Source organism: Rhizobium sp. L51/94 (assembly GCF_019355555.1).
In the GTDB taxonomy this organism is placed as follows: Bacteria; Pseudomonadota; Alphaproteobacteria; order Rhizobiales; family Rhizobiaceae; genus Rhizobium; species Rhizobium rhododendri.
The window spans coordinates 129,664-152,927 of the sequence record NZ_CP072145.1 but is presented as its reverse complement, the minus strand read 5'-3'; the positions used below and the strand labels follow the sequence as shown (position 1 = coordinate 152,927).

Below are 23,264 nucleotides of genomic sequence, written 5' to 3'. Positions count from 1 at the left end.
TGACTAAAACGCTCTACCCGGTCCTATTTGGCGACTGAGTTAGATCGATGTTTGTACGCGATGCGAAGCACAACGGCATTATGCGCCTTGCTACTGTTGCGGTGTGTCGTTTGTTATTGGGAAATGTTGCACCGATTTTACGGATGAACTGCGCCGGGAATTTCTTCAGAAAAGTGGAGAAGCTTTCTTGAGTTGAAGGGAAACCGGAATGCCAAAGCAGAAGAAATCTACCAAGGAATTTGGAAAGGAAGCGGTGCGCTTGGGGTAGACGAGCGGACGACATTGTGCCGGGCTCGCGTCTTCCCCGGCGCTTGCCACGCGAGATTTTTTCTGCGTTGGCAGAGTCGAAACAATAGCTCCTCGTTGAAAACGACTGAGGCATTGGCGGTATGCGACCAAAAGCTGCGGGCTAAATTATGAGACGCGTCATCGCATTGTCATGTAAAAAATTTAGTTCCGAGCCTGGCGGGGCCTTGGATTGCGTTAAGGCCCGTGAAGTTGAACTTACCATTCCGGATTGGTGGGAAAATTTAACAAGCGATATCGCCATTATCGCCGGCCCCCTCGTCACGAAACAGCGCCGCCCTGAATTCGCCGTCACGCGTTCTGCTGGCAAGCCTGATCGGCACCACCATCGAATTCTTCGACTTTTACGTTTACGCGACGGCTGCCGTCCTCGTTTTCCCGAGCTGTTCTTTCCGACCAGCGATCCAACCACCGGCGTCCTGCAGTCATTCGCGACTTTTTCCATCGCCTTCTTTGCCCGTCCGATTGGCGCCATCGTGTTCGGCCATTTCGGTGACCGAAGCGGCCGCAAGGTGACGCTTGTCGCAGCCCTGATGACCATGGGCATCTCGACGTTACTGATCGGCTTCCTGCCCTCCTACGCCTCGATCGGCGTGCCCGCAAGGAGCGTGTTGCCGTTCCCGTGGTCGAAATCCTGAAGAACCACAAGCGCAGCCTTGTCCTCGGCACCTTCGTGGCGCTGGCAACCTTCGTGCTCTGCTACATCGGCACGGCCTACCTTCTGTCCTACAACGTCAAGGTCCTGAAGATCAGCTTCCTCGACGCGCTACTCGTGCAGATCGTGGCCTCGGTGTTCTTCGGCATCTTCTGCCCGATTGCCGGCAAGCTATCGGACCGCTTTGGCCGCCGCACCGTCCTCGTTGCCACGACGGTCGCGATCGGTGTCTTCTCGTTCTTCCTGCAGACCCTGCTCACCGGTGGCCTCACCGAGATCTATATCTTTGCCGCTGTCAGCATGGCATTGGCGGGGATGACCTACGGCCCAATTGGAACTGCACTGGCAGCTCCGTTCCCGGTCGCCGTGCGCTATACCGGCGCCTCCATCACCTTCAACTTTGCCGGCATCTTCGGCGCGTCGCTGGCACCCTTTATGGCCACCTGGCTCGCCAGCAACTACGGCCTTGCCTATGTCGGCTACTACATGGCAATCGCCGCCTTCATCACGCTTGTCTGCATCATGCTGTCAGGCAACGAAGAGATCTGATCCAAACGATCGCATCAAAAAAGGCCGCGAAACACATGTTTCGCGGCCTTTTTTTTCTAAATACACATCAGTCATTCACCGGGGTACAGACGCATATTGTGCCGTCATCGCTTCAACGCGAGGCCCAGGCACCCCGTTGTTTAGCTACTCTGTCGTCGCACCATGAAACGGGCGAACCTCGCGGCCATCCATGAAGGTTCCGAGCCCCTTGCTTAAGCGAGAACGGACCTTGGACAACGATAGCGTCGGTAATCCGTCAGAAGTCTATTTAATGCTTCCTCGCGGACAATCGCATTGAGATCGACGTAGGACACGCCCTCTTGAGCGCGGCGAGGCTTGGGCATTCTCGGCCGCCTTGCCGTTATCAGCGCGGATTTCATCATGTCCCTTTCATCTCCCAGTGCTGAGGCCATAAATTCAATGCTGAGGCATCGCCACGGCGGGTCCGCGCTGAATTGGTCTTAGGATAAACACTAGGGGGAAAATGACCAGAAGGGCGATGGCAAAAAAATAGAACATGTCGTTGAATGCCATGACGGCGGCCTCACGCTTAATAACCTGAAAGATGTTCACAATGGCGAGCTGAACAGACTGCGGATCGCTGCCGGACTGGTGGATGCGTTCCTGAGCAATAACTGAATTGGCGGTGACCCTCTCCATTAGACGTTGCGTATGAACCGAAGTCTGACGGTCGAGCATGAGTCCTATCACGGCCAGTCCGATAGACCCGCCTAGGTTACGGGCAGCAGTGTAGATTCCGGCTGCGTCCTGCGCCTGCTCGCGAGGTACGGAGCTCGTCATCGCCTGGTTCAGGAAGACAAGGGTGAACGTCTGCCCGAGCCCTCGCAGTAGCTGCGAGAAACCGAAGTCTCCGCCATTGGTAGCTGCGGTGAGGCTCGTGTCCAGGTAACAGCTGACCGAATAGCAGACCAGCCCGAATGCGATTGCGATCCTGAGGTCAAGGGTTCTGATCAGAAGCGGGAAGAACGGAATGATCGCCAGCATTGGCAGGCCGCTGATAAGAACGACCATTCCCGATTGAAGCGCGTTGTATCCACTAATACGGGCAAGGAATTGAGGGATGAGATAGGTTATTCCATAGAGCGATGCCCCCGTGACGACCGCCATGAGGACGACACTTCCAAACGATCTTTGAAACAGGATGCTCAGGCGGATTACAGGCCTATCGGCAGTAAGCTGGCCCAAGACAAGCATACAAAAACCTCCCAGCGCGACGCCAGTCAGGAGGACAATCAACGACGACTCGAACCAGCTTTCTCTCTGTCCGTCCTCAAGAACTACCGTCAGGCACCCTAGAAACATCGACAACCCTACGATCCCCAGCCAGTCCGCTTCAAGAAGCAATTCGAGATTGGTCCTTGAAGACGGCAATCCAAGGGTCAGAAGCATAATCAGGCCGACGCCTACGGGGAGGTTAAGGAAGAACGCATAGTGCCAGCTGGCGTTTTCCGTAAGCCATCCGCCAAGAACAGGTCCGGCAATCGGTCCCATGATCGCGGTAATTGCGAACAGGGCAACGCCGATAGACTGCTGGTTGGCGGGAAGCCGCTGGGCGATAATGGTCATCGCTGTAGGTATCATCGCGCCTCCGGTGAACCCCTGCCCCACGCGTCCTGCCACCATCATGCCAAGCGAGGTCGAGAGACCGCAGACCATGGAAAAGCAGATGAATAGTGAGGTCATTACAAGCAGAAACCTGCGGAGGCCGAGAAGGTTGGTAAACCAGCCCGAAAGCGGGATCATGACAATCTCCGCGACAAGATAGGCAGTGACGATCCATGTGCCTTCCGATCCGCTAGTTCCGATTTCCCCTTGTATCTGTGGCAGCGCAGAGTTGGTAATCGAAACGTCCAGCGTCGCCATAAGGGCGCCAACGATACCCGCGGTTACCGCCGTCCATGCCGCAGCGTCCGCCTTTTTTGGCGAGTTGTTTCCCCCCTCCAATTTCGTGGACCTCATTGGCTAAGCTCCACTGCATTGTCTTTGCCATCGGTGATGCCGTGGGTATCCACCTCGACGCTGACAGATAGACCCGGGACTAACACAATATGCGGGTTCGCATTGGCTTCAATTTTGATGCGTACGGGTATGCGTTGAACGATCTTTGTGAAATTCCCTGTGGCGTTCTCGGTCGGGATCAGCGCGAATTGTGCGCCTGTTCCGGGGGAGAAGCTCTCGACTTCGCCTTCGAGGGTTCCGGAGCTGATGGCGTCCACACTGATTCTCGCAGGCTGTCCGACACGCATCAATTCAACCTGCGTCTCCTTGAAGTTGGCAACGAGGTAGATGTCTTTGACCGGGACGAGCTTCATCAGTCGCGTACCATCGGAGACATATTGCCCGACGGCTACCGACTTGTCGCCGACGACGCCCGCGATCGGCGCGGTGATCTCGGTGGCGTCGAGATCAAGCTGGGCCGTTGCGAGCTGCGCTTCGGATTGCCGTACAGCCGCCTCCGCCTGTCTGACGGCGGCCTCAGTGGTATTGATGGCCTCCTTTGCAGACGCCAGAGACGCTTCGGACACCTTGACCTGCGCGGCCTGCTGGTCGCGTTGGCTTGTGTAGGTTGCGATCTGTTCGTTGGACGTCGCGCCGGCGCGGCCAAGCGACTGATAGCGGTCGACCTGGCTCTGGGCGAACTGCGCCTGCGTCCTGGCTGACAAGAGTTGCGCCTCAGCCTGTCCCACAGACGATATCTGCCGCTTCGCTTCGGCCTGCGCGCTGGCGAGGTCCGCTTTCGAAGACTCGACGCCAGCTTGTGCTTGCGCGACTTTAGCCTCATAGTTTCTAGCACTACTTTGGCAGAACTGGTTCTGCGGTTCGAATGTGCGCTTTGCAGTGGGGACATCGGATTGTGGTCATGGGCGTGGCGAGTGCGCTGATGACGGCTCGACGGATAGCAGGCAGGGTGGGTTCAGGCGGCCCCTTGCGTGCTTGTCGCTTCTTTTTTTTCCCGCTTTGCAGTCTGCAATCTCTGGTGCTGGAGGAAGGCGTAGGCGATCATCGTCATCAGAGCGTGCCGATGTAGCCCTTGCCATGATCGGCCTTCGAAGTGGTCGAGGCCGAGTTCCTCTTTCATCTGCTGATGCGCTTGCTCGCAAACCCATCTCGCCTTGATGGCGGCGGCCAGCGCTTTCAACGTGGCGTTAGCCGGCAAGTTGGACAGGTAGTATTTACGCTCGTCGTTTGATCGCCATTCGCCAACCAACCAGGCTTCCTCGCCCGGCATGTGTTGCTGTCCCTTATCAAGAATGCGTTGCGGCGTGCCGTCGGCGATCCGGACGCGCAATGCTGCAAAGCGTGCCGTCAGGCGGCCCTTTGTGCCACGCCGCCAACTGACCTTCTTCCAGCTTGCATGCGTCAGGATCGTCTCCGAGGCAACCGACAGAATGTCGGGGATCGGATGCTTGCGTGGGCGACCATGACCGGAGATGGGAAAGATCAATCCGACATCATCGGGATAAACCTTCTGATGCTTGGGGATACCGACCGCCCAGGTGAGGCCACGTTCACTCAGCCCCTTTCGGAACGTAGCCGACAGGCCGTAGCCTGCATCAGCCAGCACTGTGCCAAACCGGACACCAGCCACGATCAACCGATCGATCTCGTTAAGAGCGATCTCCGGCTTGGTGCGCGGTTTGCGTATCGGCTCGGGAACGCCAGCTTTTGCCATTCGATCCTCGTCACTGGTCCAGCCCTCGGGCAGGAACAGACGCAAGCCAACCGGAACAGGAACCTCGTCTCGGGCAAGCGTCACCGACACCAGCGTCTGGCAATTTGCCCTCTTGCCCAGCATCGAAGCGTATTGCGGCGCGACGCCGACTGAGTGGTCGCCTTTCTTGGGAAGGCCGGTATCATCGATCACCAGAAACGCATCTAACGCGCCAACGATCCTGTCTGCCTGTCGCGCAAGCTCAGTCTCAAGAGGAACAGCATCCCAAAGGCCATCGGAAATGAAATGGTGCAGGCGGTCGTACTGGCCTGGAGCAAACCGTTCCGCCATCGGCTCGATACTCTTGCGGTCACCCGGTCCAATGAGCCCAGAGACGTAAAGCGGGCACATCTGTCGTCGCTTCTTGTGTTCGAGCTTGTCCAGAAATGGCTGCAAAAATGCTGAAAGCTCCGTATCCCAATCTGCCATATCGCGCTCCCAACGAAGAGAGCACAATCATCTCAAACCAGCCTTGCCCCAATCTGCCAAAGTAGTGCTAGGCTCGATCTTCAAAAGCCTATCTCCGACCGCGACCTTCTGGTTGGCGACGACATACACCTGTTCGACATATCCCTGGACCTTTGGCGACACTGTCGTCTGGTCGGCCTGAAGGAACGCGTCATTCGTGGACTGCAGGAAGCGGCCGACCGTCCAATAGCGTAAGAACCATATTCCACCGGCGATCATTGCCAAAATGGCGACGGTCAGAAGGATGCGTTTGATGCGACGCTTCTGTTCGGGGTTTTTGGACGGCACGAAAACTTCTCCGGGCGGTTCGCAAGAAGCGTCGTCTAACTTTTCAGCCCGCGTCGCATTCACCTGTGCTAGCACCAGATCACTCCGTCGCATTGGGTACTATTCATTCTATTTAATCTCGGTGTGAAGTCTCGTTCGGTGGTTGTGAAACTCACCAGTTTCTCTATCGCTCAAGAGCGAAAGACCCCGACAATTTGCAATTGCTGCTGCTTGCTCGACGGTGCGCGTAGCGTTCGGGTGCCCTTGTTGGTACGACAGATCTAGGCTTTCGGCATTCACGTTGATATTTGCCGCAAGCAATTCCTTCAGCTTAAAGGTGACCATAACGGTAGGACGGCGCCCCACTAAATTGGGCTTTTCGGCTTACCAGAAGGCAATGGATCATAGTCTCTGCTCCAGACTGGAGGTTTGCTTAGGGCGATTTCACTGCGAGAAGTTTTGGGCGTGGCCCGTCACGGCAAGCATGCCGCCAGGCGCGTCGAGCGGCCTCGAAGTCAGTCGCTACGACCCGGACTAAAGCTATATGAGGCTTTTTGTCAAACCCATGTGAGCCTGCTTGCGGGTGGCAACAGCCCGACCGAGCCAGGATGGACCGGCAGCCGGGAACCGGCTGCCGGAATTATTGCTATCAGAGACGGTTAGCTAGCAAACGAGTTATTGAAGTTGAAGCCGCCAGACGCGTTGCTGAACGAGAACGTTCCAGCCTTCTGTACGACTTCAGCCGGCAGCGATGCCGAAAACGTGCCCGACTTCGAACCGAAGGTGTAGCTGCCGCTGACAGCACCATCAGCACCGATGGTGACCGTGGAAGCGACCGAAGAGGCGCCGCCGCTCACGAGATCCAGCTGGGCGATGTCGAGTTCGATGATGTTGTTCATGGTAGTCTCCTTTCAGGTTGGGTGGGGGGTGGCCTGCCTGGCCTTCCCCTCCGTCAGTCATCACCGGCTGCCTATGGCCATCAGAGGGTCCATTATCCAGTCGGTGAAGTGTCGGCGATCTGTCACGATATCGCCGATTAGGGTCATACCGGGGGTCAGCGGACGCTCTTCGCCATACGCGGCGATGCTGGTGCGCTCGAGGCTGACTGTGACCCGGTAGACGGGAGCTGTGAGGGCGATGGGAGCCAGAAGCTCACCCTCGCGATAGGTTGCGCGGGAGACCTGAACGACATGGCCCAAAAGCATCCCGAAACGCTGATATGGAAAGGCATCGACCTTCAGCCGTACCTCTTGCCCTGGCTGGATAAGGCCAGCAGCGCGCGGCGGAACCAGCAGATTGGCTTCCAGGTTGCTGCCACCAGGCACCAGGGCCGCAAGAGGCGATTGCGCGATGGCAGTCTGCCCCGGCTGAGCCTGTAGCGCCGCAACCCGGCCGGCCACCGGCGCGACGACCACATAGGCGCGGTTGACCTGCAGTTGCGCAAGAGATTGCTCGAGCTCGCTGCGAAGACCTTGTAGCTGAGCGAGCTTGTCGTCCCTGTCCGCCGGCAGGCTGGCCAATTGCGAGCGGGCATCGACAAGATCGCCTTGCCGCTGTTCCTTCTGCCGCTCGAGTTCGTGGATGACGCTCTCTTGGGCAAAGATCTGCTGCTGGCGGCGCGATAGTTCAAAACGCGTCCCGCCACCGTTAACCTGGAGCTTGGCGTAGTGGCCGGTATCGTCTGTTTGCAGGGCTTGTAGCCGGCGTTCCGACTCCAGACGTTGCTCCTGGCTCGCCAGTTCGCTGCCCAGCCCTTCGACACGGGAAGACAGGCGTCGCTCCTCCTGGTCAAAGCGGGCGTTGGATGCCTTGATCTGTGTATCGATGGACTGGATACGGGCTTGCGTCTCAATCCGTAGTTTTTCACCGACCGTGCCGTCTGCGCCGGTCGTCTCCAGCGACAGTTCCACCATCGGCTGGCCCTGGGTGACCAGGTCTCCCTCATGGACAAGGACGCGGGTAACCGTACCGCCCTTGGCGGCGTAAATCTGTGCCAGGCCACCAGTCGGGGCTATGTAGCCCTGCACCGTCTCCTTGCGCGCATAGGTACCGGTCATGAGATAGGCTGCACCGACCACCACGAGGCAGCCGAGGACGGTGGTCATCACCCCATGGCTTACCGGTTGTGCGATCATCACCTCCCCGCCAATGCGGCGACGATGTTCAGTGGCTTCGCTGCGGAACAGTGTACTCATGGCACCACCTGCAGAGGGTGGGCCGGCACATCGCGCTTTAGCTCGCGTATATTGCCGTTTTCCACTGCGAAGGCGCGGGCAGCACCTTCGATGGCTCCGGGGCGATGGGCGACCATCACTTGGGTGATTCCGAGCTTGCTCAGCGATTGCATGAGGCGGCGCTCCGACAGGACATCCAGATTGGCCGTCCCTTCGTCGAGAAACAATATGGACGGCTTGCGGTACAGCGCACGCGCCAGGAGAGCTCGCTGCTGCTGCCCACCTGACAGCGTAGATCCGAGGTCGCCCACCAAGGTCATGTAGCCCATTGGCATACGCATGATTTCGTCGTGAAGGCCAACAAGCCGGACAACCTCCTCGACCCGAGCGATATCGATCTCAGGATCGAAAAAAGCGATATTGTCGGCAATCGTCCCCGCAAAAAGCTGGTCGTCCTGCATCACCACACCGACCTTGGCTCGGTACGCCCGCATCCCGAAGACCCCGAGCGGGAGGCCGTCCACAAACACCTCGCCCTCACCCGGCGGATAGAGGCCCATCAACAACTTCAAGAGGGTAGACTTGCCGCCGCCAGAAGGGCCCACAAAGACGACGGACTGCCCCGCCTCTATGGAGAGGGATACATCCTTCAGAACCCATGCCTCCCGTTCGGCATAGCGAAAGGAGAGGTTGCGTACGAGAAGTGATCCGGCAAGTGGACGATCCCCCCGGGCTGCGGCATTGAGGGCGGGCTCTGGATCCTGATGCACGACATCGGCCAGGCGCTCTAGATGAAGGCCGATCATGCGAAATTCGAAATACTGGTCGATGAGTGAAAACGCCGCCGTGCTGAACTGGCTCCGATAGGAAAGGAAAGCCAGCAACATGCCGAGCGTCATCTCTCCGCGGATGATGCTGCCGGCTCCGAAATAGAAGACGAGGAGCATCTCGGCGCCCGTCAGGAAGGATAAGCCTGCCGAACCCTTAAGACTGATTTTCTGGACGCGTACATTGTTGTTGATGCTGTCGGCATAGGCATTTTGCCAGACACCGTGGCGTTCCAGTTCACGTCCGAACAGCTTGAATGCCCGCGCACCACGGATCGTTTCAAGCAGGATACCATCCACCTTGGCCTGGTACTGGATACCCTCGTTGGTCAGGCTGCGAAGCCACGGAAAAGTCCCCAAGCGTATGCAAATGACCAGCGCCAGCGAGCCCAGCACAATGCTTGCCAGATAGGGCGCGTAGATCACCATCACGACCAGCGTGATGATCGCCATTAACCCGTCCAGCGCGCCGGACACAAAGCCACCTGTCAGCAGATCCTGAACCGGCTGAAGGGAATTAAAACGCGATAGGATATCGCCGAGACGCCGTTTTTCAAACCACGGGACAGGCAGGCGCATGGCATGACGCAACAGATTGCCGCGCATCTGAAAGGTAAGAAGCGTGCTGAAATGCATCTGCACGTATCCGCGCAACAAGGTCGTGGCGCTCTGAACCAACAGCAGCAATGCCGCGCCGATGACTATGACGTTCAGGAGACTGAAATCACCCTTTGAGATTGCCTCATCGACAATCATCTGGTTGACGAGCGGCGACAGCAGAACAAAGAATTGCAACAGGGCGGAGAGCGCCAGGATCTGCAGCAGGCTCGGAATGAAGCCGGCGCTCCTGGACCACAGGTCGGCCAGGCGCACCCGCTCGACCACCTTGCGTTTTCGGAAGGTGGTCGCCGGTGTCAGTTCCAGCGCTATCCCGGTAAAATGTTTCGATGCCTCGTTGAGCGAGAGCCGCCGCTGGCCGCTGGCCGGATCGTGCAAGTCCACCCACCGGCCGGAAGCATGCGTCAGCACGACGTAGTGCGACATATCCCAGTGCAAGATGCAGGGCGTCTTCAGCTTGCCGACATCTGCCATTTCCAGCTTCAGCGGCCGACTGGTCAGACCGAGGTCGTCAGCGACGGCAATAAGCGTTTTTAGCGTCGTACCGTTTGCGGATGCGGCGTGGCGGCGACGAAGTTCTGACAAAGTCACCCGATGACCGTGAAAGCCGGCCACCATCACCAGACACGCTAGCCCGCATTCAGCGGCTTCGGATTGTAGCAACGGCTCAATCCCGTAGCGTTTATGGAGGGCCGTGAGAAACAACTGACTATCTCGCTTTAGGATGGTGAAAGATGAGAACTGGACGCGATTTCCAACGCTCGTCCAACCGACGGTGCTCCCGTCACGACAGGGCCGTCGATTAGTATGCAACAGGCGGCGGTAAAGTTCGGGAGAGTTGGACCGCTACATTCAGTTCAGAACTCGCATCGGATCGAGGGCACTGATTGGTCCCGGGTTTCGTGAAGATGAGTGATGTAAGACATACGACAAAGCTCCCTTGGATCGTTGTCGGCGCTTTATTCCCGGCACTCGTAATTCGTGCGTGGCAATTAAGCTGCCGTGTCCAAAGGTATGGCATGCCTCATTATTGAGTTGGGTCTGGTTATATTGAGAGATGTTGCGGCGACCCACTTTGCTGCCACAATCGGGATGATATCTGGCTTGCAGGGGCGGCCAGTGCGCTCGCCGAACCGGATCTGTCAATCGGACACCAGGCCGGGGAGACCAATCGCCTTCGAAGCTACGCCACCTCCGCAGACCTTCAGGCAAGGACATTTCCCGATCGTCGTGTCACTGCTCGATCCCCGTTTGATCGTGCTATGATTGATCTCGAAGCCGAGCTCTTCGAACATTCCTTTGAAGTCTCGTCTCGTGCATAGCGCGCTGAAACACCGATCCGCACCAGGATTGCGGATGGAATAGGTGATTTCCGAGAGTGAGGCAGCTGTCGATCTCCGTTATGATGAAAGTGCTTCCGCATGATCTCTGGAACAGTACACTTTTATGATGGTGGTTTTTTGGTGCGCAGCTCACCACAAATATGCAGCATAAGCCCAACCACTGACCATCCCAACGAGATCACTTTCTCATCGGACCGCATCCAACTTTCACGTTGGCCTTTCTGGGACGATGCTGAATCCAGTGCCCACGTTGACATTTCGCAACAAAACATCACGCACTGCAACCTAGAGATCAGGCATGTATCTCGGGGACCCTACCTGGTGTCCTTTGAGGTTCCAACGAAACGAAGTTTCCGTGCCCATAAGACGGAGTTGGCCAATAACACCTGTAGTTCTTAAGCGTCGCTCGCGGCCGAGCTGTCCACACTTTGATAACGTCGGATTGGAGCACACAAATGCCAATGACACGCCGACAGTATGGGTTTGCCGGACCTCGCTTAGAGATGGCGAAGCACTGTGCGCTCATGATTAGCTTACCAAAACAAAGCAGCCTTCCGCGAGACAAGTCCAGGTGTCATACTGAAGTATTTAACGAAAACAATCACATAGGTCTTCATAAAATCTTCATTTGCCAATTCACGAATTCGTGATCAGGTTTGGTAGGTGGCAACACGATACAATTGCATGGGTGTAATATGCGACAGCATGGGGGCTTATTAGCCAATTGCTTAAGACGACTCCACTCAGGCTCGGGGTCTAAACAGCATTGAGATCAAGTGCTACAAGTTGCTTCCCGGTGAGCGGAAGCGAGATCTCGGATTTCTTGATGGACAGCCCTGTAAAGATAGCGCTGAAGACGGGCTAGTGAGCGGGAATGTCATTTGATCATCAACCTGCCTTCCGTCCCAGACGCTGACGTTGGCCTAGTACTTTAGGGCCAAATCATTTTTTAACAGAGCGGAATCCCCGCCGCTCTGTCTGATACTTCCGGTGCTGGTGTGGACAGGATGACCTAAACTCTGGCGCATGCAGCGCTTAAAACGGACGTTTGCTGGGTCAGTCTGTCGTGTTGGCAACAAAACCGGGAAAAGGAGCATATCTTGAACACACAAGAAATTTCATACAGACGGATTGTGCCCGGCGAAGGCTCTATCTTCAAACAGATATGGCTCGAGGCCTTAAGGTCCACACCATCGTCCTACGCCAGCATCCTCGATGACTGGGATTCCCTTTCCGAGGATGAATGGAATAGGCGGCTAACTGATCCAGTCTTCGGCGCTTTCCATAGTGGTATCCCTGTGGGATTGATGGGGCTTATTCGCAGGCATCCAGCAAAACTGAAGCACCGGGCTATTATCGTAATGGCTTACGTCCACGCCGACTTTCGGCGAACTGGGACGGCTTCGGCTTTGCTGAACCATGTCATTTCATTCGCAAAAGACGAGAGTATTTCGAAACTGGAGCTATGCGTCAGCGGCGAAAATGTATCTGCAATTGCATTCTATCGTAGTCAGCTTTTCTCTGATCTCTGCGTCGTGCCTGGCGGAATTATCGAGAATGGTAAGCCGGTTGAAGAAGTCCAAATGATACGCTCCATCGGTGATTTAGGGTAACGGCTTCCCTCGCAACGCAATTACGCTGCGTCAAGTTACGCGATGCCAATCAATTTGACGGCGCTTATCGAGCCATGCGCCGAGAGTTCCAAGGAGTACTGCATGAAGCGCGTCTTCACTATTCTTCTCGCGGCATTGCTACCCGCCGCCGCGAGTGCAACCGAGCATCGCCAGGGCCCCCTCGCCCTGCCAGCTGTAATCCGTATGCTTGGCAAGGGGCAGTCGGTCGCCGTCACCGTTGATCTCAGTCTCTGCAGCGCGGTACCAAACGATGCAAAGCCGAGCAAAACACGCGGTGGACTACGGATTAACGCATTCAGATTGACGGACGATGGGACGCTTGCCTTTGCTGACGAGCATATGACCATCGATCTCGATGGAAAGCCGATCGTTCAGTTTTTACGATACAAAGTCCACCCAGATAACAGCGCTCAATTTTCTATGACTGTGTTCAGCCTGCCCGCGTACGAACAAAAGGGTAAGACACTCGAATTCAACTGTGCGATGGACCGTGGATTAAGTTTCTTCCCAGCGCGCTAATGTGGCTGCACGTAGATGTTGATGGTGTGACAGGCACACCTAACGACGCGGGGAAATTCTCGCCAATTCCGTTGCGCACATGAGTCAACGTGGATCTTCCACCACTGTTACCAGCACACAATGCATGCCTGCTGTCGCCGCTAAAGAACTCTACCGCCCTGCCTGACGCGTCGGTTGTGTTTCGGCAGCTGGCCGGAAATTTAGGCGGCGGATGAGCCGAATTAAAGGATATTGATGAATGACCCTAGACAACTCCGCGGAGCGGTCTACGAACTTTCGAGTTCCGGTGCTACCCATTTCAACCCTGAGCGCCGACCCTCATCGCGTCTACCGGCACTACCGAAAGGAGATTCCGTTCATCTTGTCGGAAGCGGGGGTATATCTCATCTTGCGTGCCAACGATGTTCTCAGCCTGTGCAGCGATGCTAAGACACGTCAGGTAGAAACAGAATTGGTCACCCTGCGCGGTGTTGAGAATGGGCCGATCTGGGAATTCGTGCGAAACGGGATGCTGACGTCGAATGGCGATGTCCATTTGCGCAGACGATCTCCCCTGACCAGGACATTCGCCTTCAAGATGATTGATGCGTTGCGACCTCTCATTAGAGAGACTGTTGCGCAGATCGCCGATACCGCAGCGCCCGATGGTGGCATGGACTTGCTTGAGGACTTTGCCGCTCTTATTCCGGCCAGGATCATTGCGTCGATCTTGGGCCTCCCCCAGGACGATGTGAATAGATTTACAGAGATCGTATACCGCTTCAGTCCGCTCCTGGGCGGATCTTGGCGTGCGCAAGATGTACCGCAGCTTCAACGAGCAGCCGGCGAGCTGAGATCATATGTTGCTGACGTCGTGGCAAAGCGCAGCTACGAGAAAAACAATGACTTCGTGAGCAAACTTCTCTCCGATGTGGAAAGCGACGGATCCTTGTCCGCCGAGGAAGTGATTACCCAAATCATGACTTTGATTGTCGGTGGCAGCGACACGACGCGATCTGCCATCGTCATTCAGCTGGCAGTGCTTCTCCAGCATCCTGAGCAATGGAATGCAGTTTTAGACAATCACGACCTGGTTCCAAAGGCCGTCCTGGAATGCCTTCGTTATGAGCCTGCGATAGGCTCGGTTCCGCGCTCTACCACAACCGATATCGAGTTGGACGGGATGCTCCTCCCTGCCAATAAAGCCTGCTCCCTTGTGACCATGTCCGCCCTCCGAGACGAGCATCTCTACAACGACCCTGATCGGCTGGATATTACAAGAGAGCAATTGAAATGGCATCCGGTATTTGGCGCTGGAGCGCACCGTTGTCTGGGCGAAGCACTGGCGAAAGCTGAGCTGGAAGAGGCATTGACCGTCCTAGCAGAGAGGTTCCCGACCATCAGAGCGGCGGGGACCTTTCCGAAAGTCACCGGCTTTTCGGGCATCCGAACAGTTCAAAACTTTCCGGTGACTTGGGACGCCAATCGAGCTCGATAGCATCGACCAAATGATCAGCAAAATGACACCTGCCACCTTTGAAAAGGAAACGACAATGCGGCCCACTGACTGCGCGGCACCATCCCCAGAGTTCAACGTGCAGGATGTTTTAATCCGTGGTACTCGCACGCAAGATGCCGAAGGAATTACGGAAATTCTTAACCTGCCCGGGTTTCGTTATGGGACTTTACGCCAACCGTTCCATAACGCTGACAGAACTCGAAAATATATCGAAGCTATGTCCCCTACAGATATATCTATATGTGCTGAATGGCATGGCAAGGTCATCGGCAATGCCGGGCTACACCGCAAAACCGGCCGTCAGCTTCATAGTGCGACTTTGGCTGTTGGCGTTCATGACGATTTTGTCGGTAAAGGTGTCGGAGCGAAGCTCCTCAGCACGTTGATTGAGACGGCCGACAGGTGGCATGACATCCGGCGTATCGAACTTGATGTGTTCGTAGATAACAGCCCTGCCATCCGGCTTTACGAGAAATCTGGTTTTATTCGTGAGGGAATATTACGACAGAACGCGTACCGTGACGGCGAATATGTAGATGCATATCTAATGGCCCGACTGCGCTGAGGTCCATTCAACTGAGCCCTTTGGGCGACCCTTGAAGCCCTTGCCGTCGTCCGAATTGGATCGACGAATCTAAAATTAAGCGCACGATCCACCGGGGGTATTCGAAGGTCCTCACATGAGTCGATCTCAGCCAAGCGTTCGACAGGTAATGTTTTGACGCCTGCAATCGCGTCGGCGCAGGCCACAGACTACCTGGCGGATTGTATATAATTGCGAGCTTGATCAAGACCTCACCGGCGCGGCGGGGTTCGTTCTACTGACCGCAGCAGACTGCTTATAAGTACTGAAGGATACGGTCGCGCCTTGAAGAATTCTAATCGGGCACGCTCTTCTCGGGCGTACGCATCCGAGCTGAACCGGATTGCGGATTTGAGTGATCGTGTGGATGCTCTGTCTATATAGACGGCAATATAGACGGTGCTTTCATGGACATCACAAGCGATCACTCGGGGCGTTTCAGCCGGATGGAGATTGTCGATAGCGGGCGTCGGCGGCGTTTCACGGATGAAGCGAAGCTGGCGATCGTGGCTGAGAGTTATGCTGGCCCGCGGCAGGTAACAGTCACGGCGCAGCGTCACGGGATCACGCGTTGGCAGTTGAATGCCTGGCGCAGGGCCGTGCGGGAAGGACGCCTTGTCCACCGCTCGACGAACGAGTTTGTTCCGGCGATTGTCGTTGCTGCCGAGCCTGTTTTTGCGAGCACGCCTCCTGCGGAAACTGTCGCGGTGCCGTCTCCCATCACCGACCGGGGTCGCATAGAGGTGGTGAGTGCGAACGGCCGGCGTGTGATCATGGGCCAGGATATCGATGTGGACGTTTTGCTACGGATCATGCGTGGTTTGGAGACATTGCGATGAATCCGTTTCCGATGGGGGCGGAGATCAAGGTGTGGCTGTCGACCGGACATACCGACATGCGGTGTGGCTTTCCATCCTTGGCCCTTCGGGTGCAGGAAGTTTTAAAGCATGATCCGCTGGGCGGTCATTTGTTCTGCTTCAGGGGCCGCCGCGGTGACCTGATAAAGTTGATCTGGCATGATGGCCAGGGCGCATGCCTGTTCACGAAAAAATTAGAACGCGGCCGGTTTATCTGGCCGAATGTGCAGGGTGGCGCGGTGGCGATCACACCGGCGCAGCTTTCCTATTTGCTCTCTGGAATTGACTGGCGAGCTCCTCAGGAAACTTGGCGTCCAACACGCGTTTGAGTTTCTTCATCATTGAATTTGTTGAAGAAATATGCTCTTATTCTGGCATGTCGTTACCACCGCTTTCCTTTCCTGACGATCTTGCCAGCGCCCACGCCGCGCTGCTGATAGAACGCGAGGCACGGTTGCGGGCCGAGGCGGAAGCCACCAGCGCCAAGGCAAAACTTTCCAGCATCGAGGCGCTCAACGCCCATCTGCAATTGCTGATCGCCAAGCTGGAACGCGACAAACATGGTCCAAGCCGGGAGCGCACCCAGCGGCTGATCGACCAGATGGAATTGCAGCTCGAGGAGCTGGTTGCCGATGCCACCGAGGACGAGCTCGCTTCACAAGTGTCTGCCGCCAAAACCCAAGTCGTGCGTGCCTTCACCCGCAAGCGGCCAGTGCGCAAGCCTTGGCCAGAGACTATCGAGCGCGAGCGCGTCGTCATCGACGCGCCCAGTGCCTGCGATCACTGCGGCAGCGAACGCCTGTCGAAGCTCGGTGAGGACACCACCGAGACGCTGGAGGAGATCCCGCGCCGCTTCAAGGTCGTTGAGACCGTGCGGGAGAAGTTCACGTGCCGGGACTGCGGCTGCATCAGCCAATCGCCCGCACCCTTCCATGCAACGCCACGTGGCTTTCTCGGCCCCAAGCTACTCGCCACCATCGTCTTCGACAAATTCTCTGAGCATCAGCCGCTCAACCGCCAGAGCCGTCGCTTTCGCAGTGAAGGGATCGATCTGTCCACCCAGACGCTTGCCGACCAGGTTGGCTACGTCAGCGCCGCAGTCACACCGCTGTTCGATCTCATTGAGACCCATGTGTTTGCGGCCGAGCGGTTGCACGGCGACGACACCACCATCCCGATCCTCGCCAAGGGCCAGTGCACGACGGGGCGCATATGGACCTACGTTTGCGACGACAGGCCGTTTGGTGGGCTATCACCGCCGGCGGCCGTCTTCTACGCCTCCAGTGATAGGCGGGGTGAGCATCCGCAAGGACACCTGGCCGAGTTCACCGGTATCCTGCAGGCTGATTGCTACAATGGCTTCAATCTCTCAGCCGGCAGGCGCATGCTTGCATGTGCCGAGAGGCCGCTCTTCGATCGGACCAAGAAACAGATCCCGGTGACGCCGGCCTTCTGTTTTGCCCACGCGCGCCGAAAGTTCTTCGAGTTGGCAGATGTCTCGCGAAGTGCCCGGCGGGGCAAAGGGGCAAAGCCTGTCTCTGCGACGGCGTTGGAGGCGGTCAAGCGTATCGATGCGCTGTTTGACATCGAGCGCGACATTAACGGCCAGAGCGCCGGTGAGCGACTTGCCGTGCGCCAGGAAATGAGCAAACCGCTGCTCGAAGAGCTGGAGACCTGGTTGCGGCAGGAGCGCGAAGGTTTGTCGCGATCCTCACCGGTGCTTGAGCCGATCAACTACATGCTGTCGCGCTGGCAGGACTTTGCCAGATACGCCGATGACGGCAGGATCTGCATGACGAACAACGCGGCGGAAAGAGCTCTGCGCGGCGTGGCTTGCGGAAGGAAAAACTGGAACTTCGCCGGGTCCGATCGCGGCGCAGACCGGGCTGCCATCATGCTGACCCTTATCACCACGGCCCGTCTCAACGATATCGATCCGAAGGCCTGGCTGGCGGACGTGCTGGCTCGCATCGCCGATCTGCCCGTCTCCCACCTGCACGAATTGTTGCCATGGGAATGGAAGAGGATCAAGGCGGCGGAGATTGCGGTTGCTGCGTAAATAACTGCCGGAAAAGCTCTTCCGATCGGCGTAGACCCTCATCCGTCAGCACCAGCGACTTCGACTTGTTCACCGGATCGCCAATCAAGCCTTTCTGATGCAACCGATCCGTCGTAGCCCAGTCAAAACCCTTCCAGGCGCAACGCTCGTTGTGAAGCGTCAGCCATAGCAGCGCCAGCACAGCATCGTCGATTTTGCCTTCGTCGATCTCCATCCCGCCAATTTACCACGCGCAAAAGCAAAAATCCTGCGGTTCACCTCGGATGGATACACTCGGGCTGGCTAGTTGGTTGTAAGAATGAACGCTGGACAATCAGCCAACATAAGGCGCATCCAAAACCTGGGCAAGTTTCGACCCAGTCCCCATGTAGACCCTGTCTTGCGCCAATGCTAAGCCAACTTGGCTACATCATTGCGGTCTTGGTGACCAAAAACAGCTCAAGTCTTCTCGGAATTCAAACGCTCTTGTATTTCCTTTCCGGCCTTGAAAAATGGCACCCATTTGTCATCGACAAAGACGGTTTCCCCGTTTCTCGGGTTGTGCCCGGATCTCGGCGGGCGGTGTCGCACGGAGAAGCTCCCGAACCCACGAAGCTCGACCCGGTTGCCCTTTTCCAGGGCCTCGGTAATTCCCTCGAGAATGATGTCGACGATCCGCTCGACGTCTCTGTGATAGAGGTGGGGATTACGCCGCGCGACAATTTGGACGAGTTCCGATCTTGTCATCGTTTGCCTATAAAACCTCGTGGCTGAACGAATGCTGGTTACTTGTCGGAAGCTGGCACGGCAACCGTGATTACGCAACGCTGCTCGCTTTTGGCCTTTGCGGCCACTTCAGCACAGGTCGTGAGCGCCTGCTGATTGGCACGCACGAGAGCACTGGCATCGGCAATACCACGCCATCCCTCGGGGCTTGCCGACTGCATTAGGGCGATCCCCGCATCCCAGCGATCGGCATTCATGACCGTGGCGGCAATCGCCTTGTCGATTGATCCCGGTAGCAGGCGCGGCCCAAGCGCCAGGAAGACGCCACCCATGACCATGCCGACGGCCGCGGCAACGAGGAGCCAGCGATCTTGCTGCCGCCGGTCGCGAACACCGCTGACGACGTCTCTGATGTCGGCCTCTACCCGGTGCAGACCGCGCTCCCGGTTCTCAAGTGTCCGAACGGCGTTTGCCGAAATGCGATCGGCGGCGATTTCGATCACACGGGCATAATGCTCGGGGCCGTTCTTCAGGGCCGGAGACTTTTGGATCACCGTCAGGTGCTTGCCGATCAGCACCAGGCTCTCGGCGATCTGGCCGATATCCACGCTGTGGTCGGTCGGCTGCTGGAACGTCTCGAACCGTTCGAAGGCGGCCTCCACGCCCTTGCGAATGACCACCATTTCGCCACCGAGATCGCGGGCGAGCTTCTCCACGGTCCGGCGCAAGGCCTCGAAGGCTTCGGTCGCCTCATCGATTTCGGAGGGCATCCCCCGCTCCTGATCGTCGGTGCTGTCAGTCATAGGCACTCCTATCGTTCAAGCCCTTGGCTACGCCCGCGGGAAATCTGTCGGTCCATCTCGCGGGCGATAGTCTGTTCCTGGCGGATATTGCCGATGCCGAGCTCCTGGGCGCGGCTGCGCACGATAGCCTCCACCTGTGGATCCTTTTCGATCTGAGCAGATACCTGGCGCATTTGCCCCTCAACCTTGCCGCGGGCCTCATCATAGGTCCAGCCGCGAAGGCCCTGGCGCTCCGTCTGTAGTTCCTGCCAGCGATTGATCAGCCGGTCGGCCCGAACGTTCGGATCGGCCTGCAAAGCCTTTTCCTTCTCCATGCCAGCGATCAAATGACTGACGCGCTCGCGGCCGGTATATGCTCGCATAGCTTTCAAGATATCCGGATCATATCGGGCGGCTGAGGCCATGAGTGCCGGTGATCCAGGCTGCGCCCGCTCCATCTGCCGGCCGGCTTCATGCAGTCCCAATTTCTGGCTCGCAAGAATGGGCAATCCCTGATCCTGCATCCTCGCTGCAGCGGTGAAGGCGCGGGCATACCGGTCGACCGCCTGCTCGAACTGCGACGGCCGCCGCCATGCCTCAGGCGATCGTGGAATATCTGGCCTGTCCGGCGGCTCACGCTCCCTGGAGGCGGCATTCAGCTTCAAGCCGGCAAAGATGCTGCGCTTCGGGGTTGCCGCCTGCGGAGGGCGCTCCTCCGCCGTTTTGGGACGATCTTGGGATGGCTGGGGTTGCGACGCTCCCCTGTGCCCGAGCTTCAAGCCAGCAAATGCGCTGCGACGCGGAGCCTGCTGGTGGTCGGAAACAGCCCGAGCGGGATCGCGTTCAGGACCGGCCTGCATTGGGGGTCGCACCTCATCAGAGGCACGCAGTGCCGACCGGTCCTGAACCTCCCGTGCCGGATGGTCCGCACGGGAAACCAGTTCTTGGACAAGCTTTGGGGCAGGAGCAAGATCAATCTCGCTTCTGATGCCAAAATGCTGCGCGACGCCACGGCGCTCGGCAAAGTCCCTGGTATAGTCGAGCGTGGTTTCCTTGACGCCGGAGCGGCTGAGCCGGCTTTCCATCTGTCTATAGGCAAGTTCGCCGGCGCCAGCGACTTTCCACGAATTGCGCTCGGCCGTCGTGCCGTTTGGAAGGTGCACTGTCTGCGATCCGCGATGCTCGAGCCCGATCCTGTCTCCGATCTCCGGCTTCGCCTCAGCCATTGCCCGACCGAGATCGACGCCCCACGTCGTGTGCTTCTCGCCTCGATCGTTTTCCAGCGTCACGAAATAGCTGTCGCGGTTACCGGCCTTGTGTTCGAAGGGAGCAACGCCATGCGCGACCAGACGACCTCCATTGCGATTGAACTCGTCTTGGCTCCCATAGAGCTGCACCTCGTCGCGATGGCGGGTCATGGCGACGTAGGTCAGATGCCGGTCCATTGTCGCGGACGCCATGACGAATGCCCGGTCCACTGTCGCACCCTGGTTCTTGTGGATCGTCGTCGCATAGCCATGATCAAAACCTTGATAAGAATTTGTGTCTATCCTCACCAGGCCAACTCCATCCCCTGGCGACAGTACACTGCCGTCGATCTCCACATGCAGTGCGTCGGGCTCGACGGCCTTGACTGTCCCCAGCATGCCATTCTTCACACCGAGATCGCGATCGTTCTCCAGGAAGACCAGCCGGTCTCCCTCGGCAAAATCGCGGCGGCCATCATTGGTCTGATAGGTGAAGGCCTTCGGCCGCTCCTGCTCCTGGGCGGAACCCTCTCTCTCCAGAAGATCGCCACCGTCGCGAACCTTGGGAAGCGCGCCGCGCGCCTGCAGCTCGCTTCGGATTGCGTCGTTGATGGCGCGAACATCGGCACGGCGATGCGCCATCGCCACACGGCTGCCATCCGGCCGCTGCTCCCGGTCGGCAAGATAGTCGCGAACGATCTCGGCGCGTGCCGCCTCGCGCGTCTCGCTGAACGAAACGTTGCCGTTGTCCCGATAGGCAGCTACGCCGTCCACCGTCCGATGACTGGCACAGGCAACGGAGGCCTCGCGCTGCCAATCCACACGCTGACGCCGGATTTCCGAAAGCTCGGCATGGCCGATCTGTTCGGCGATCGCCCGGAACGGAGCCCCTGCCCCGATCGCCTGGAGCTGCTCATGATCGCCGACGAAGCGGGCAAGCTGCCGGCTGCCAATCATGCCGGCCTCGTCGATGACGAAGACGTCACCTCGGCCAAGCGTCCGGTGACCGGCCTGCCAGTTATATTCCCATGAAGCCAGCGTGCGGCTGGCGATGCCTGAGGACTCCTCCAGCCCTTCAGCCGCCTTGCCCGACAAGGCCGCGCCGTGGACCGTGTAGCCTTGTCGCTCCCATGCCTCACGCGCCGCTGCCAGCATCGTGCTCTTGCCGGCCCCGGCGTAACCGACGACGGCCGCGATCCGCTCAGGCCCGGTGATATGCTCGATTGCCGCCCGCTGCTCATCCGAAAGGCGTGCCGTCTCAAGACGCCGAGCGCGCTCGCCCGCGTCGAGTTCACCGCGCTCCATTGTCCCCGCCATATCGCTGAAGACACTCGCCCGTATCGCATCATCCTGGCGCCCGATTGCCCGTTCGACATGTCGACGATCGACACCATGACCCTCAGCCCGATGAAGTCGCTCGGCGGAGTGAGCAAGGCCCTTTTCCAGATCGACCATTTCACGGGTCGAATAGCGCGCAAGCTCAACCTCTCCTGTCGCCAGGTCCATGCGCTCGGCCTGTAACTCGACCAGCGAAGACGACGCCATCACTGACGCAAAGGCGTTCTGAAACACCTGGGGATCATCGTTGATGTAACGATGCAAAGTGCGGGCAATATTATGCCGGTCGAACACGCTCTTCTCATTGGTGATGAGCGTCAGAACCTGTTCCGGCCTTTCCCGGATCAGATCCGCGTTGCGCTTGGCTGCCTCCGCATCGATCCGGGTCCGATCGACCTCCCCGCCCCGCCGCATGACGTTCGTCGCCCTGACGCCCTATGCTCGGTCGGCTCGATTTCCAATCCCCGCTCGGAGTGGGAGCGATGATCGATGCGGATATTCAGGCCCGCCCGCGCAAGTTCGCGGTTCGCCATCTGCTCCCACGACCGGCGGATATCGACCAGTTGCATCTGCGTTGTCGGCAGGTCGCGCGGCAACAACTCCTTGTTGGCAAGTTCCATGTAGGTCTTGTCGCCGAGCCCATCACGGCTCACCTGTCGCGTCGTCATCATCACATGCGCATGATGGTTTCGAACGTCACCCATCTTGTGCGGCTGGTGAATGGAAAAAATCGACGGCTGCGCCATAGCGATCTGCCAGTCCTTTCGCAAACTCCCGCGTTAGCTCCAGGCGTTGTTCCGCAGACAGTTCATGCGGCAGCGCCAGTACGAATTCCCGGGCCACACGGGCATCTTTGCGAACCTCGCGCTTCTCAACTGCATTCCACAAGAGCGACCGGTCCCTCGCCCAGTCCGCATCGACGCCTTCCGGCAGCACGATCTCGGAATGTTCTACGCCCTGCTTGTTGCGATAGTCATGCGTCAGCCCGTCACGCTCGTTGGTAAGTTTCTCCGCGGCGCGATAGGCGATCGCCGCAACTGCGCTGCGACCGGACGAGCGAGACACCGGTGTCATCTGAGCGTAGAAAATGGCCAAGCGCGAT

The 23,264-nt window shown here is 57.8% G+C and carries 18 protein-coding genes and 2 pseudogenes; 9 read left to right on the top strand and 11 right to left on the bottom strand.

Going from position 1 to position 23,264, the window contains the following annotated elements; all coding sequences use genetic code 11:
- Positions 1-416 precede the first annotated feature (416 nt).
- Together J5274_RS29230 and J5274_RS29225 are read left to right on the top strand one after the other, a co-directional pair.
- Positions 417-944 (top strand): MFS transporter, encoded by a 528-nt coding sequence (locus tag J5274_RS29230; RefSeq protein ID WP_224130284.1) that lies wholly within the window; start codon positions 417-419, stop codon positions 942-944.
- The gene (locus J5274_RS29225; RefSeq protein WP_224130286.1) at positions 929-1,510 is read left to right on the top strand and encodes an MFS transporter; all 582 of its coding nucleotides are present in this window, start codon (positions 929-931) and stop codon (positions 1,508-1,510) included. Before J5274_RS29230 ends, J5274_RS29225 begins: the two co-directional genes overlap by 16 nt.
- 417 nt (positions 1,511-1,927) lie before the next feature.
- On the opposite strand, the gene J5274_RS28065 is transcribed toward J5274_RS29225, so the two are convergent.
- The 7 genes and pseudogenes from J5274_RS28065 to J5274_RS28035 all read right to left on the bottom strand — a co-directional run bounded on the left by J5274_RS28065 (position 1,928) and on the right by J5274_RS28035 (position 10,260).
- Positions 1,928-3,394, bottom strand: coding sequence for a DHA2 family efflux MFS transporter permease subunit (locus J5274_RS28065; RefSeq protein ID WP_257625768.1), 1,467 nt, complete (start codon positions 3,392-3,394; stop codon positions 1,928-1,930).
- A 92-nt stretch (positions 3,395-3,486) separates the two neighbouring features.
- Entirely contained in the window at positions 3,487-4,218 is a 732-nt protein-coding gene (locus tag J5274_RS28060; RefSeq protein ID WP_219276114.1) for an HlyD family secretion protein, read from the bottom strand.
- A 233-nt stretch (positions 4,219-4,451) separates the two neighbouring features.
- Positions 4,452-5,672, bottom strand: a pseudogene (locus tag J5274_RS28055) (IS701 family transposase); the annotation flags it as partial.
- A gap of 27 nt (positions 5,673-5,699) precedes the next feature.
- Positions 5,700-5,999 (bottom strand): biotin/lipoyl-binding protein, encoded by a 300-nt coding sequence (locus tag J5274_RS28050; RefSeq protein ID WP_224130392.1) that lies wholly within the window; start codon positions 5,997-5,999, stop codon positions 5,700-5,702.
- A gap of 638 nt (positions 6,000-6,637) precedes the next feature.
- A complete protein-coding gene (locus tag J5274_RS28045; RefSeq protein ID WP_219276112.1) occupies positions 6,638-6,877 on the bottom strand; it encodes a flagellar hook protein in 240 nt (79 codons plus the stop codon).
- A 60-nt stretch (positions 6,878-6,937) separates the two neighbouring features.
- Entirely contained in the window at positions 6,938-8,173 is a 1,236-nt protein-coding gene (locus J5274_RS28040; RefSeq protein WP_209229499.1) for an HlyD family secretion protein, read from the bottom strand.
- Positions 8,170-10,260 (bottom strand): peptidase domain-containing ABC transporter, encoded by a 2,091-nt coding sequence (locus J5274_RS28035; RefSeq protein ID WP_219276110.1) that lies wholly within the window; start codon positions 10,258-10,260, stop codon positions 8,170-8,172. The genes J5274_RS28040 and J5274_RS28035 overlap by 4 nt, the downstream gene beginning before the upstream one ends.
- A 1,780-nt stretch (positions 10,261-12,040) precedes the next feature.
- Here J5274_RS28035 and J5274_RS28030 point away from each other — a divergent pair.
- The 7 genes from J5274_RS28030 to J5274_RS28000 all read left to right on the top strand — a co-directional run bounded on the left by J5274_RS28030 (position 12,041) and on the right by J5274_RS28000 (position 18,090).
- A complete protein-coding gene (locus tag J5274_RS28030; protein ID WP_224130313.1) occupies positions 12,041-12,553 on the top strand; it encodes a GNAT family N-acetyltransferase in 513 nt (170 codons plus the stop codon).
- 102 nt (positions 12,554-12,655) lie between these two features.
- Positions 12,656-13,093, top strand: a complete 438-nt coding sequence (locus J5274_RS28025) for a VirK family protein (RefSeq protein ID WP_219276108.1) — start codon at positions 12,656-12,658, stop codon at positions 13,091-13,093.
- Between the two features lie 238 nt (positions 13,094-13,331).
- Positions 13,332-14,570 (top strand): cytochrome P450, encoded by a 1,239-nt coding sequence (locus J5274_RS28020; protein WP_219276351.1) that lies wholly within the window; start codon positions 13,332-13,334, stop codon positions 14,568-14,570.
- A 55-nt stretch (positions 14,571-14,625) separates the two neighbouring features.
- Entirely contained in the window at positions 14,626-15,156 is a 531-nt protein-coding gene (locus J5274_RS28015; protein ID WP_219276375.1) for a GNAT family N-acetyltransferase, read from the top strand.
- A gap of 425 nt (positions 15,157-15,581) precedes the next feature.
- Positions 15,582-16,013 carry a transposase gene (locus tag J5274_RS28010; protein WP_142832636.1) on the top strand — a complete coding sequence of 144 codons (432 nt, stop codon included), beginning with the start codon at positions 15,582-15,584 and terminating at the stop codon, positions 16,011-16,013.
- Entirely contained in the window at positions 16,010-16,360 is a 351-nt protein-coding gene (tnpB, locus tag J5274_RS28005) for an IS66 family insertion sequence element accessory protein TnpB (protein WP_143122947.1), read from the top strand. Before J5274_RS28010 ends, tnpB begins: the two co-directional genes overlap by 4 nt.
- Before the next feature lie 47 nt (positions 16,361-16,407).
- Positions 16,408-18,090 (top strand): IS66 family transposase, encoded by a 1,683-nt coding sequence (locus tag J5274_RS28000; RefSeq protein ID WP_219275753.1) that lies wholly within the window; start codon positions 16,408-16,410, stop codon positions 18,088-18,090.
- Here the strand turns inward: J5274_RS28000 and J5274_RS27995 are convergent.
- The 4 genes and pseudogenes from J5274_RS27995 to traA all read right to left on the bottom strand — a co-directional run bounded on the left by J5274_RS27995 (position 18,059) and on the right by traA (position 23,257).
- Positions 18,059-18,304 carry a DUF6429 family protein gene (locus tag J5274_RS27995; protein WP_142832635.1) on the bottom strand — a complete coding sequence of 82 codons (246 nt, stop codon included), beginning with the start codon at positions 18,302-18,304 and terminating at the stop codon, positions 18,059-18,061. The two genes, J5274_RS28000 and J5274_RS27995, sit on opposite strands and share 32 nt — an antisense overlap.
- Before the next feature lie 224 nt (positions 18,305-18,528).
- Entirely contained in the window at positions 18,529-18,816 is a 288-nt protein-coding gene (locus J5274_RS27990) for an integration host factor subunit beta (RefSeq protein WP_219276349.1), read from the bottom strand.
- 38 nt (positions 18,817-18,854) lie between these two features.
- The gene (locus J5274_RS27985) at positions 18,855-19,598 is read right to left on the bottom strand and encodes a DUF6118 family protein (protein ID WP_219276347.1); all 744 of its coding nucleotides are present in this window, start codon (positions 19,596-19,598) and stop codon (positions 18,855-18,857) included.
- Positions 19,599-19,606: 8 nt separating this feature from the next.
- Positions 19,607-23,257 (bottom strand): annotated as a pseudogene (gene traA, locus J5274_RS27980) (Ti-type conjugative transfer relaxase TraA).
- Positions 23,258-23,264: the final 7 nt, after the last annotated feature.

Bases quoted from the DNA above. Each gene is read 5' to 3' on its own strand.
- J5274_RS28010 (WP_142832636.1), top strand. From the start codon at position 15,582: ATGGACATCACAAGCGATCACTCGGGGCGTTTCAGCCGGATGGAGATT.
- J5274_RS28045 (WP_219276112.1), bottom strand. From the start codon at position 6,877: ATGAACAACATCATCGAACTCGACATCGCCCAGCTGGATCTCGTGAGC.
- tnpB (WP_143122947.1), top strand. From the start codon at position 16,010: ATGAATCCGTTTCCGATGGGGGCGGAGATCAAGGTGTGGCTGTCGACC.
- J5274_RS28000 (WP_219275753.1), top strand. From the start codon at position 16,408: ATGTCGTTACCACCGCTTTCCTTTCCTGACGATCTTGCCAGCGCCCAC.
- J5274_RS28040 (WP_209229499.1), bottom strand. From the start codon at position 8,173: ATGAGTACACTGTTCCGCAGCGAAGCCACTGAACATCGTCGCCGCATT.
- J5274_RS28015 (WP_219276375.1), top strand. From the start codon at position 14,626: ATGCGGCCCACTGACTGCGCGGCACCATCCCCAGAGTTCAACGTGCAG.
- J5274_RS28065 (WP_257625768.1), bottom strand. From the start codon at position 3,394: ATGGCGACGCTGGACGTTTCGATTACCAACTCTGCGCTGCCACAGATA.
- J5274_RS28025 (WP_219276108.1), top strand. From the start codon at position 12,656: ATGAAGCGCGTCTTCACTATTCTTCTCGCGGCATTGCTACCCGCCGCC.
- J5274_RS28020 (WP_219276351.1), top strand. From the start codon at position 13,332: ATGACCCTAGACAACTCCGCGGAGCGGTCTACGAACTTTCGAGTTCCG.
- J5274_RS27985 (WP_219276347.1), bottom strand. From the start codon at position 19,598: ATGACTGACAGCACCGACGATCAGGAGCGGGGGATGCCCTCCGAAATC.
- J5274_RS29230 (WP_224130284.1), top strand. From the start codon at position 417: ATGAGACGCGTCATCGCATTGTCATGTAAAAAATTTAGTTCCGAGCCT.
- J5274_RS27990 (WP_219276349.1), bottom strand. From the start codon at position 18,816: ATGACAAGATCGGAACTCGTCCAAATTGTCGCGCGGCGTAATCCCCAC.
- J5274_RS27995 (WP_142832635.1), bottom strand. From the start codon at position 18,304: ATGGAGATCGACGAAGGCAAAATCGACGATGCTGTGCTGGCGCTGCTA.